Origin of the sequence: Microcoleus sp. A6-C6, from assembly GCF_036705955.1 — a bacterium.
GTDB lineage: Bacteria > Cyanobacteriota > Cyanobacteriia > Cyanobacteriales > Microcoleaceae > Microcoleus.
Genome location: NZ_JAUBVR010000055.1, coordinates 1 through 11,658, shown reverse-complemented (window position 1 = coordinate 11,658; position 11,658 = coordinate 1). Strand labels below are relative to the sequence as shown.

6 protein-coding genes and 3 pseudogenes are annotated in these 11,658 nt (G+C 44.9%); 7 read left to right on the top strand and 2 right to left on the bottom strand.

Annotated elements, in window-relative coordinates:
- Positions 1-100 precede the first annotated feature (100 nt).
- Together QUB52_RS20335 and QUB52_RS20330 are read left to right on the top strand one after the other, a co-directional pair.
- The gene (locus QUB52_RS20335; protein ID WP_332974050.1) at positions 101-4,441 is read left to right on the top strand and encodes a non-ribosomal peptide synthetase family protein; all 4,341 of its coding nucleotides are present in this window, start codon (positions 101-103) and stop codon (positions 4,439-4,441) included.
- Positions 4,442-4,500: 59 nt separating this feature from the next.
- Complete coding sequence (locus QUB52_RS20330; RefSeq protein WP_332974052.1) at positions 4,501-5,856, top strand: aspartate aminotransferase family protein; 1,356 nt, start codon at positions 4,501-4,503, stop codon at positions 5,854-5,856.
- Positions 5,857-6,015: 159 nt separating this feature from the next.
- Here the strand turns inward: QUB52_RS20330 and QUB52_RS20325 are convergent.
- Positions 6,016-6,326, bottom strand: a pseudogene (locus tag QUB52_RS20325) (IS1 family transposase); the annotation flags it as partial.
- Between the two features lie 583 nt (positions 6,327-6,909).
- Positions 6,910-7,682: pseudogene (locus tag QUB52_RS29310) on the bottom strand (IS1 family transposase).
- A 275-nt stretch (positions 7,683-7,957) separates the two neighbouring features.
- On the opposite strand from QUB52_RS29310, the pseudogene QUB52_RS20310 reads away from it, so the two are divergent.
- The 5 genes and pseudogenes from QUB52_RS20310 to QUB52_RS20295 all read left to right on the top strand — a co-directional run.
- Positions 7,958-8,101, top strand: a pseudogene (locus QUB52_RS20310) (IS4 family transposase); the annotation flags it as partial.
- Positions 8,102-8,528: 427 nt separating this feature from the next.
- The gene (locus QUB52_RS20305; protein ID WP_332975620.1) at positions 8,529-8,747 is read left to right on the top strand and encodes a hypothetical protein; all 219 of its coding nucleotides are present in this window, start codon (positions 8,529-8,531) and stop codon (positions 8,745-8,747) included.
- Positions 8,744-8,791 carry an HvfA family oxazolone/thioamide-modified RiPP metallophore gene (locus tag QUB52_RS29305; RefSeq protein WP_442923237.1) on the top strand — a complete coding sequence of 16 codons (48 nt, stop codon included), beginning with the start codon at positions 8,744-8,746 and terminating at the stop codon, positions 8,789-8,791. The genes QUB52_RS20305 and QUB52_RS29305 overlap by 4 nt, the downstream gene beginning before the upstream one ends.
- Before the next feature lie 141 nt (positions 8,792-8,932).
- Complete coding sequence (locus tag QUB52_RS20300) at positions 8,933-11,017, top strand: hypothetical protein (RefSeq protein ID WP_332975619.1); 2,085 nt, start codon at positions 8,933-8,935, stop codon at positions 11,015-11,017.
- Positions 11,018-11,251: 234 nt separating this feature from the next.
- The gene (locus QUB52_RS20295) at positions 11,252-11,602 is read left to right on the top strand and encodes a hypothetical protein (RefSeq protein WP_332975618.1); all 351 of its coding nucleotides are present in this window, start codon (positions 11,252-11,254) and stop codon (positions 11,600-11,602) included.
- Positions 11,603-11,658 lie beyond the last annotated feature (56 nt).

Sequence of the window (11,658 nt, the reverse complement as noted above, 5' to 3'; positions counted from 1 at the left end):
CCCGCCCGGTCGGGATATTATGGTCAATCGATCGGACATGATATCATCTCTTCCAGGCAAAGGTAACGAGAATAAAGTAGTGCTTTGATAAAGAGGAAAAATGCAAACAATTAATGGATTTCGGATTTCACCCCAGCAAAAATATCTGTGGCTGTTGCAGCAAGACAGCCCTGCTTATCGCGTTCAATCTGCTATTTTGATCGAGGGAATTCTTCAAACCGATTACCTAAAGAAAGCTTTAGAAAAAGTTAGCGATCGCCACGAAATTCTCCGCACAACTTTTCAGCGAAGACCTGGAATGAAACTTCCCATACAAGTTGTCTCAGAACGCAACTCTGTTTCATGGAATTGGCTCAATTTTAGTGATCCACTTCCCCAGGATCAAGAAGCTCAGTTAGAGGATATTTTTAGGCAAGAAAAGAGCGCTTCCTTCAACCTCGAACAAAATCCGGTTTGGCGCTTGTGTTTAATTGCTCTATCATCTGACAGGCATATTTTACTGGTCAGTTTGCCCGCACTGTGCGCCGATACTCAGACACTGAAAAATCTGGTTCGAGAACTCAGCCAGTGCTATGCCACCTGTCTTAGCGGCGAAGAACTTTCCGATGAAGTCGTGCAATACGTTCAATTTTCTGAATGGCAGAATGAATTACTCGAAGATGAGGAAGCGGCGGACGGAAAAGAATACTGGACTGGGCAAGATTTCTCGGCGCTAGCGAGTTTGAGGTTGCCATTTGAAACTAGATTAATTAACGCGCCAGCTCAATTGACTCCCCAAGCTTTTGAGGTCAGATTAGAGTTAGCTTTGCTCGATAAACTGGAAGCGATCGCCCTTCAATATAACACCTCACTTTCTGCATTCTTGCTCGCGTGCTGGAAAATCCTGCTCTGGCGGCTGACTGGAAAATCAAATATAACCGTTGGGGTGGCATTCGACGGTCGAAAATACGAAGAACTAGAGCCCGCGTTGGGGCTGTTTGCCAAATTTTTACCGCTGTGCAGCCATTTGGCAGAAAACCTTTCCTTCGCGGAAGTCTTGAAGCAGGTTCAGGAGTGCGATCGCGAGGCGTATAAATGGCAGGAATATTTCTGTCGGGAGTATCTGGGCGACTCCTCTGGGTATCCATTTGGTTTTGAGTTTGAGGAACAGCTCGAAAAATATTCGGCTGCGGGCATATCTTTTTCGCTATACAAACAGTATGCGTACTGCGATCGCTTCAAAGTCAAACTCTCTTGTCAGCGCCGGAATGACGCGATCGCTGCCGAGTTTGACTTTGATCCGGCCTTCTTGGGCGAAGAAGCTGTGCGGTGCTTGGCAGAGCAATTTCATGCCTTGGTGCAAAGCGCAGCCAGCAACCCAGAAACCGCAATCGGCGATCTGGAAATGCTGAGCGATCGCGCCCGACATCAATTATTAGTAGAATTCAACAGCACAACAGCAGATTACCAGCTCGATAAGTGTGTTCACCACCTATTTGAGGAACAAGCAGAGCGATCGCCCAACCGTATAGCTGCTGTTTGTGAAAATCAGCAAATTACCTACAGCGAACTCAACGCCCGCGCTAACCAAATCGCCCATTACTTGCAACAATTAGGCATAAAACCAGAGGTGATTGTCGGCATTTGCGTCGAGCGTTCCTTAGAGGCGATCGCGGGAATTCTAGGCATCCTCAAATCAGGCGGCGCGTACCTTCCCCTCGACCCAGCCATGCCAAAAGAGCGCCTAGCATTGATGTTGCAAAATGCTCAGACTCCAGTGCTGTTAACGCAACAGCATCTCCTTGAAAATTTGCCGGAAACTCAGGCACATATCGTCTGCTTAGATACAGACATTCCCTCGTTCTCTCCTACTCCTTTCGTCTCTGCTTCTGGTGAAAACTTAGCTTACATTATCTATACCTCCGGTTCCACCGGCACCCCCAAAGGAGTCGCCATTGAACACCGCCAATTGCTCAATTACCTGCACGGAATTCAGGAAAAATTAAACCTGCCATCAGGTGCAAATTATGCCACCGTTTCTACCTTCGCCGCCGACTTGGGAAACACCGTTATTTTTCCGGCTTTGTGTTCGGGTGGATGCCTGCACATCATCTCTCAAGAACGCGCAACAGATGCTCAAGCAATGGGGGCTTATTTTCAGCAACATTCTATCGATTGTCTGAAAATTGTTCCCTCTCACTTAAAAGCTTTGTTGAGCGCTTCTAACGCCTCGCAAATTTTACCGAAAAAGCGATTAATTCTCGGCGGTGAGCCTTTGATGTGGAATTTAATTGAAACAATTCAAAAATACAATCCCGACTGCTCGATATTCAACCACTACGGGCCAACAGAAACCACTGTAGGTGTGCTGACTTATCAGGTAAAAATGCAGGGCGATCGCATTTCCGAGACAGTTCCTCTCGGTCGCCCGCTACCCAACACGCAGATTTATTTGCTCGATTCGCACTTGCAGCCAGTTCCTCTCGGTGTGCCCGGTGAATTATATATTGCTGGTGCGGGATTGGCTCGTGGCTATCTAAACCAACCCGAACTCACGGCAGAAAAATTCATTCGTCACCCATTTAGTCAGGAGGCGGAAGCTCGACTTTACAAAACTGGCGATTTGGCTCGCTATTTGCCAGACGGAAATATCGAGTTTATCGATCGCATCGATCGCCAAGTAAAGCTGCGGGGGTTCCGGGTAGAATTAGGAGAAATTGAGGCGGTGCTGTCTGGTCATCCATCTGTAAGCGAGGCGGTCGTTTTGTTTCAGGAAAATCAATCTGGCAACCCACGTTTAGTCGCCTATATTGGCGATCGCTCAAAACTCGGCAGTCAGGACTCAGAACTAATTGAAAACCTGTGTTCATTCCTCAAAGAAAAGCTGCCCGAATACATGATACCTTCTGCTTTTGTGGTTCTGAAAACGCTGCCACTTACTCCCAATGGCAAAATAGACCATCAAGCGCTGCCTGCACCCGAAATAGCAGCCAGTCTGACAGATACGTTTGTAGACCCTCGCACTCCTCTTGAGGAGACACTTGCCGGAATTTGGAGTGAACTTCTGGGTATTAAAAAAGTAGGAATTCACGACAACTTCTTTGATTTAGGCGGGCATTCATTACTGATTACTCAGTTGTTAGCCAAAGTGCGAGAATCTTTTCAGGTGGAATTGCCTTTGCGCGTTTTGTTTGAGGCTCCTACTGTAGCTGGTTTAGCTGAAAAAATCGAAATGCAACAAGGGGGCAACACAGCGGGTGATCGCACTGCAAGTTTCGATATTAACGCTGAAGTTGTTTTAGACCCGGCAATTCGGCCTGCAACTCCATTGAGCGAGCCAAAAACTAAACCAGCTTGCATTCTCTTAACAGGGGCGACGGGCTTTTTGGGAGCCTTTTTACTCCGCGACCTCTTGCAACAAACTCAAGCAGAAATTTATTGCTTAGTCCGTTCTGCCGATGCAGAATCAGCCAAAAAACGGATTCAAAGCAGCCTCGAATCCTATTTAATTTGGGATGAAAGCAGCAGCGATCGCATTATCCCAATTGCTGGAGATTTGTCTCAACCACTTTTCGGACTTTCCGAGGAGCGGTTCCGAGTTTTAGCCAGTAAAATTGATGTCATTTACCACAATGGCGCGTTTGTCAAGTTTACTTATCCCTACTCGGTTCTTAAACCCGCTAACGTTTTGGGGACGCAGGAAGTTCTGAGATTGGCGGGTCAAAGTAAGCTAAAACCAGTCCATTTAATTTCTACAATTTCCGTTTTCTCAGCAATGGGAGAATCTGGGATTAAGCTCGTGCGAGAGGAGGATGCACTCACTCCGGGAGAGAGTCTCAAAGGCGCTTATACTCAGACTAAATGGGTGGCAGAAAAGTTAGTAGAGGTCGCGCGCGATCGTGGGATTCCTGTTAGCATTTACAGGCCAGGTCGCATTTCTGGGGACAGCCAAACAGGGGCTTGCAATCCCAGTGACTTACTGTACAGTTTAATCGCTGGTTGCGTGCAACTTGGATGTGCGCCCGATGACGATAAGGTGATGAACGTAGCGCCTGTTGACTATGTGAGCAGAGCGATCGTTCATCTTTCGATCCAAAAAGAATTGCTCGGAAAGACTTTTCATTTAGTCAACACTCAGTCCTTTCAGATGAGTGAATTGCTTGGCTGGATTTGCTCAATGGGTTATCCAATTAAACAAGTTTCTTCTGAGACTTGGCAAGCAGAAATAATCAATCGCGCTGGATATTCTCCCGAAAATGCGTTGTATCCGCTTGTCGGTCTTTTCTCCGAAAAAGTTTCGGAAGCAGAAATGCCTAAATCTGCCACGCTGCAATTCGATTGCCAAAATACGCTAGATGGACTTGCTACCACTGACATCACCTGTCCGCAAGCGGATGCGAACCTGTTTCGCACTTACTTTTCCTATCTCGCCGATTGTGGCTTGATAGGTAGCCGCAATTAAAACCTGTAAGGGCGCAAAGCATTGCACCCCTATCTGGCTCACTTTCTGGAGAATTCAAAATGAACGAAGAATTGCAGCAAAGACACATGAAAGCGCTGATAGAGCGCTACACCGATCGCACAAAGACCTCTAAGAATTTCGCGCAAAAATACCGTCCGGTTCTCGCTGACAATCGGGCTTCTGATGGGTTTCGCCTTCCCGTCAAGGAGATGTTTTATCCCATTGTCGCCTCGCGATCGCTTGGCTCTAAAATGTGGGATGTTGATGGCAACGAATACATCGATATCACAATGGGATTTGGCATCAATCTTTTAGGCAATAATCCGCCCTTTATTAAAGAAGCCCTATTACAGCAACTCGATCGCGGTGTACAAATTGGTGCTCAAGCAGAACTTGCCGGAGAAGTTGCGGAATTAATCTGCGAACTAACGGGAATGGAGCGCGTCGCTTTTTCTAATACAGGCACTGAAGCGGTGATGGCAGCTCTACGATTAGCTAGAGCTGCAACTAAACGCAATAAAATTGCTTTATTTTCTGGTTCTTATCACGGTCATTTTGACGGAACTCTCGCAGTTGTAAAAAAGATCAATGGCGATTTACGCACCATTCCAAAAGCGCCAGGAATTCCCGCTAATTTTATTGAAGATGTTTTAGTTTTGGATTACGGCAGCCCTGATGCCCTGGAAATTATCAAAGCTCATCAGCACGAATTAGCGGCGGTTCTCGTGGAGCCGGTGCAAAGCCGCCGTCTCGATTTGCAACCCAAAGAATTTCTCCAGCAACTCCGGCAATTAACAAAAGAATCAGAAATTGCACTGATTTTTGATGAAATGGTCACTGGTTTCCGAATTCATCAAGGTGGCGCGCAGGCGTGGTTTGGCATTGAGGCAGATATTGCAACTTACGGTAAAATTGTCGGGGGCGGTATGCCCATTGGAATTATCGCTGGAAAAGCTGCTTATATGGATAAAATTGACGGCGGTTTGTGGAACTACGGTGATGATTCCTACCCCCAGGTAAAAACAACAATTTTTGCCGGCACTTTTTGCAAGCATCCACTTGCTCTGGCCGCTGCGCGTTCCGTGCTGCGCTATCTTAAAAGTGAAGGCCCAGCCCTTCAGCAGCAGTTGAATCAGCGAACTTCGCAGCTAGTTGAAACCCTGAATGCTTATTTCAAAGAAAATGAAGTTTCTGTCTGGCTTGTAAATTTCGGATCGCAATTTCGCGCTGTTGCCTCGGTTGAGATAGATCCGCTACTTTTTCACTTACTCGAAAAGCGTATTTTCATATGCGAAGGTCGTAGCTGCTTTCTCTCCACCGCTCACACTCATGAAGACACAGAGCGCATTATTCAGGCGGTTAAAGAGAGCATTCAAGAAATGTGCGAAGGAGGATTTTTCCCGATTCAGCAATAAACTTGGTTTTTGAACGATCGCATTGGGAGCATCTCACTTTTGCATGCAGCCAAGCTAGAAATTGGAGTTAGGAGCCAGGAGCCAGGACGAAAGAGTCAGAAAGAAGGAGGAAGAAGGGATAGTGCCCTGAAGGAAAGGTTCAAGAGAATAAAACTGAATTCAAATAAAAGTAGGTATTTGGAGTTGTAAATTAGCATTATAATGATGCACAAAACGCCAAATTGCAGCAATATGATTTTCCAACTTTTTAGAGAAGAATAAGCTCTTTCTCACCAAGCGAGATACTCGTTGTCGAAAGGTGCAGTTGAATCGCTATTGGATAGCTGGTACAACCACTATTTTTGTCTACACTGCGATGACGTTTACGCTTACAATACAGAATCATAGGCACTCCAATGGTCAGTATAAATTACTGCACATTGACGGTAAACTGGTGGCATTGAATTCCATAATGTCCCTATCCCAATTTCAATGCCACCTAATTCCCGCAGAAATTCTTGTTGCTTTTCATAGGATATGTGTCCATAATTACCTAGCCATACCAATAATCCTTGTAGGTCGATACTTAAGTCTTGTCCTGGCACTATCCCGGACGCTGGCGCTCCCATCACCATTGCTCCACATTCTAGGCACTGACACTTCCCTCGTTGATATTCCACTACTTCAATTGGTTTAGCGACCAAACAGGCTACCTGCTGCTTGCTGTAACCAATCATCTCACTTAATTCTTTGCTGCCACAATGCTCACAAGACTCAGGAGTGCTGATTTGATATCTATCTACTCGCCCAAATCCTTTTCGGGTTTTGCCGATATGTCCTCCCTGTCCTCCTGGTTTGCGCTTGGGTTCGGACTCTGAGGAGGAGGAGTTCTCAGAAGAGGCTTTCTCTGATTTCTGTAGTAGATCGCTGGATGGGGGTTTCGATGATGTCTTACTATTGCTCGCCTGTTTCTCTTTGAGCTTTTCGAGTTCTTGTTGTAATTTTTCTATGAGCTTCTGTTGTGTCAGCACAATTTTGATCAGTTCCTCACGGCTTAACTGCTCGGTAGTGCTTTTATGTAAAGGATGGAGAAAATTGAGGCGGTTGAGCCTTCAGCATTGCTAATCTGATTTGGTGATTGTAGTCATGAATGAAGTTCCAAATAGCACCCTTGTGATTATCCAACTTCTTAGAAAACGATAACGTTTTCCTGACTAATCGCGAAATTCGCTGTCTGAGCGTATTATTCAATCTTTCAATGTAACTGGTTAATCCACTTTCCTTATCGACCGACTTATGCCGTTTACGGGCGTAAAACCGCAGCATAGGCTTCCCAATGATCCGTATAAATCTTGGCGCATTGGCGATAGACACAAGCGTAGTGAATCCCATAATGCTTGAGCCGACTTCGAGGAGCGGTCTCCAATATGACATCCGTGAACTTCCCGAGTCTTGGTATCCATTGCTAACCAGACCCATTGTTTATTCCCTTTGTCGTCTACTTTCATACCAGAGTTCATCCATTTGGACGGTGTGTTTTCCAACTTGTTTCGGGATGACTGTGGCTTTGAGTTCTATTGCACCGTACAAGTGGTTCACATAATGAGAGGAGCCAGCTCTCAGAAACGCCCATGAAGGAGGGCAATACCAGCGAGGGAAATCCGCTCTCTTGAGAAGCAGCTCAATTTTTGCCAAAGTGTCGGTGTCTTTGGGTGTCCAAGTTCGGATTTTCGACAAACTGCCGACCACAGTCGCGACATTTGTGGTGAAAGTTTTCCCCGACGAGTCATCCCATTTTTCATCACATCGTCAGAACCACAAGTGGGACAAATTAGATAGGGTTTCATGATGAGACTCCTCAAAAGACTGGACATAGAGGTATTATCCTCCATCCTTTACATAAAAGCACTACCAACTGCTCAACTACTTCAAATTTTAGTGCTGTTAACTCTTGTTTTTCGCTCATCTGACTACATTACCATATTTCTGCACTCCCAACGAGTTTGACCAGTTCCTCATAGCTCCACTGCTCAACTATTTTGATTTTCAGTGCTGCTGACTCTTGTTTTTCCCTCATCTGACTACAATATTCCTGGACTCTCAACTATTCTTGACCTGAATCCTTACAATTTGTCAAACAGCGCATAGTGCAGAAATTTCCCCATTAAGTCTTTCTTTCACGGGTACATTACGAGTTATTTGTCGTGTCGTCCCAAAATTTCAGCGATTAGAACCAAAAGAAATCCCCTTTTTTAACTTAGTTTAATTTAGATATACTTGATACAATTTTACCGCAAAGAGTTCACAAAAACAACCCAAGAGTTGTCAAAAAACCTGTTTTAAAATTTAAATCTAAAAAAGTTAAACACAGAGGTACTAGAATAAAAATGAATACTCCTGTTTTTAAGATTTTAAATCCTCCCAAGCCTTAAGTAAACCGTATTGACATAGCAGCAATGGTTTCGGAGACTCGATTATATCTAAAACTGTCCGAAGTATTGCCTATTAAAAAACATTTTTACAAGTTTCGTAGCATTGCCCAGTGCTGAGAGCCGTTAGGCAACCTTCATAAAGCTGCCCCCTCCAAATGGAGGGGGTAATTTTTACTGGATGAAATCGCTCATAGAGGTGAGGCGGCAGGCATTAAATGCAATTTAACTTGGAAGTATTCACCAGGCGAACTAAAAAAAACTATGCACAATTCTTCGCTCGAACCTAATTCTGGCTACACCAACTCCGGTTACGAATCGGAACCAGATTTGACTGTCGGTTATTCGCCATCAAAGGAAGTTCGTCAAGGTAATTTTGACGACGCTTACCAAGAAAATGTCTATGACTTGTCCAACCTAGCAGATACTCCTTGGACAGATTCAGCAGTCCGCTCGAATCCACAGTTTGAGCTGGAGCTTTGAGTAAAAAAAACAGAGAGGGAAGATGTGGAGAGGGAAAGGATTAAGGATAGGCAGATTTAGATGACGGGTTATTTCTGAGATGCTGCTCTATTTTTTATGATGTTTTAAAACCAGTATATATCTTGGCAAAATCATTAAAAATAGAGCAGATTTTTTACCCAAAATTTAATTGACGTAGGATTTTTATGAACAGTACAAAGGAGTTCAACAAATCAAGCCAGGTAGGATCTGCTTTAATAGCTGTCAGTACACTCTGCCTACTTTTTGCTTTCATCTGCGCTACTTTCCTAAGCTTTGCATCAATTGCTAGCGCCAGTCCCTTACCTACTAAAATCTGGGAAAAAGAACAATCTAGGGTTTTGTTGCCAGATTTGAATCAGATTACCTTGAGTTCCCTGCCAGCAGTTGCTAATTCTGGAAGTTCTGGCGGTCGAAGCTGGCAAGCTGGCACTTTTGTTGACCAAATCTTAAAGCTGGGGGACATTAACGATCTAAAAGCTGAAATTCTTTCTTTGCAAGGAATTGAAAAATTGGCATTAGGGGGTATCAACTTAGAGAAGTTGAGCTTATCAGAATTTCCCTTAGCTGGCAAGCAAACAGTTGGTTTATTGGCTGAAATTGTCCCGAATCTGGGTCAATCTCCCTTGAGTGATGTTGCTCCAATTGCTTCTTTATTTTCTCAAATAGCCGGAGTGAACCAAAATCTCACCCAATTACCAATTGGTCAAGCCATAAAACAAGTACCGCAACTAGCGCAGGCAAAACTTAACCAAATTGACCTATCTCAATTTACGATCGCACAAATCCCCAACCTTAATAGCGTAAATTTAGAACAGTTCTCGGGCTGGTCAGAGGAACTCATCAGCAATATTCCGCTGCTGAGTCAAGTCCCGCTTTCGAGTTTCCCTGTTCCTATTGCGTCCATTGGGAGCACAGTCATGCGAATTGACATGATTTACAGTCGGTACGAGAGCAAGCGCAATAACACAATTTCCGGTTCTGATGTAGAAGGATTTGCGGTAGCCTGCGATAAAGATTGCGCTTATATCGAACTCGACGACATGGAAAACGTCGGCCGCCGCGCCACAGGGCCGCTGGAAGGCAAGCAGTGGATTAGTGGCAAATATCAGGAAGTGCGAGGCGGTTCTGGCTGTTTGACTGGTTGGGAACCGACGGGCAGACATCCTTTTGGGGAAGTGTTTAAAGTAGTAGTAATGGAGCCGTCAGAAACCAGCGATACTGTTGACACGGCTCTGTACTTCAGGTTGAGTTTGCCCTGCGGCAAATCGCCTTACATTATTGGCCCAGTTCCGTTTCTCAGTTACAGCGTTAATTCGCCGATATTTGTCGGTCGATTGGAGGGCGGTTCTTCTAACAGTATTTCCCGTTCAAAAGGCATCGCATCCGAAACAAAACCTTCCAAACCGCTGAGTTCAAATAAAACGAAAAAAAACGCTTTACCAACTCAGCCGGTACCTGAATCAAAGCGAGAGTGCGCGCGCCCCGCGACTTACGTTAGCGGTGTGGATGTGGCTTCATTAGGGGAGGCGTTAGCGAAACTTTCTGAAGGAATCACCAATATGGAAAGTGTAGGCAGTGGCGACTATGAAGCCATTGGCGAGCTTGTTTGTAGCTCCGGCAGCCACAACTGCGGGCGAGCCCTGGGTCGCTATCGGTTTATGAGTTACCGGGAAGATGTGCAGCGTACTGTCAGCTCAATTTCTGGGGGTACTGACTTCCTCCTGAGAGTCAACAGAGGTCAAAAACCTACAACGGAGGAACTGTTTCAATATTTTCCTCCTGCTGTTCAGGATAAAGTTTTGCAAAATTCTGTGGCTGAGAACGTAGCCAGCAGCCAGCAGGAAATTGATCCTAAAACTGGACAGGTGTTTAGGGGCGATCGCATAATCGAGCGAGTAGCCCAGAAACACTTTGGGGGTTCTGGCAGTAAAATTGATGCCAGCTATTCCGATAATTTAGGTGGCTACTCTCTCAAACAGTATGGAGAGAAAGTCCGAGAGCTTTACAACCACAATGCCAGCGACAATTGCCGAGCTAATTCGGGCGACAGCAATGGCATAACCAACTCGGTGGGCGATCGTATTACTTTAAATGCTAGTTGGAGTATCGGTGCTGCGCCATTCATTAGCTTTTTTTTGGTGGGAATGTGGTTTATAGTTCGACTTCTTCAGAAACGAAATCAGCAATTTTTTCTGATGCTAATCTGGGGGTTATTAGTTACTATTGCCACCGCTAGACTCTCCCATTAGACTTGCATTGCATTCATTCGCTCGCTCTTCTTGAAATCCATCTGCGTTGAGCTGTGTTGAGCTGCTTTACATCTACGGTTCACTGAGCACTCAAAGATTTATGCAATCTTGTCTCATAAATCAAGAAAGTCATTAAAATTGACGGCAAAATAGATAGCCACTGCTTACTGAAGCCAAGTATCCTATCTTTTCAATTCCTTCCCTTGCCCTTAATTTGTTATTTAAGGAGTAAAAATGCTTCGAGAAAATCGAGTAGAACAACAGACAGCCGGCGGTCAAAGAATTGTCAAGCCTCCGGTTTGGTTAAATCAAATTGGTTATTGGTTTCGCATTGGTTTGACAGTTTTTACTGCCCTATCGCTATTGTTGGGGACAATTGCTTGCAGTTCTTCTACCTCAGCAACAACGGCACCGGCTTCTTGGGTAGAAGCTTTGCGAGTCACTCCAAAAGAAACTTTAATCCGAATTGTACAGGAACACAGCAGCCTCTCAAAACTCAAAGTAGCGGCTGCTGGGCAAAGTGCAGTAGCGGAAGCAATTAAAAGAATGCGAGTGTGGCAAGTTAATAGACCTCTTGCAAAATAATTTTATGATATAATGGAAAGTTTTGCTTTACTGGATTGAATCCAAAGTCTTAACTT